Below are 504 nucleotides of genomic sequence, written 5' to 3'. Positions count from 1 at the left end.
TATTATTTTTTATGTTATTTAATCCAAGTTCTTCTAAATTGTTTAATAGCTTAATATAGTTACTCACATTTTCACTTACCTATGCAATAATTTATCTAATTCATTAAGATTATTTGTACATATTTGTTCAATATCTTCTCTATTTTTGATGAGATTTTCCATTAATTCTCTATAATGAGATTCATGATAGTTTACCTTTTTTATCACACTTAATATATGGACAGATATCAAATCTGTGTTAAAATATATATGTAACTCATTTTCTACTGTTTTAAGAGTTACAGTTTTGTTTATATATTTTGGAGGGACTGAGTATCTACTCCCCTTGTAATATATCATAGAATCTTTATGGACAGTTGCTTTTTGCTCGAAGTTCATATAACTTTCTATGATATCATTACTTGGTAGCGGAGATAGATACTCCTTCTCTTTTTGGAATAATATTATCGTTTGTATTCCTGTTGATTGATTTGTGGATTGATTAACTTTTTTGTTTATTTCATC

At 26.0% G+C, this 504-nt stretch carries 1 pseudogene; it reads right to left on the bottom strand.

The features are described 5' to 3' along the window. Positions 1-75 precede the first annotated feature (75 nt). A pseudogene (locus I4N53_RS10795) lies at positions 76-504 on the bottom strand (IS21 family transposase); the annotation flags it as partial.

The organism is Thermoanaerobacter sp. CM-CNRG TB177, assembly GCF_018588165.1.
Taxonomy (GTDB): Bacteria; Bacillota; Thermoanaerobacteria; order Thermoanaerobacterales; family Thermoanaerobacteraceae; genus Thermoanaerobacter; species Thermoanaerobacter thermocopriae.
This window is presented reverse-complemented; position numbering and strand designations above follow the sequence as displayed.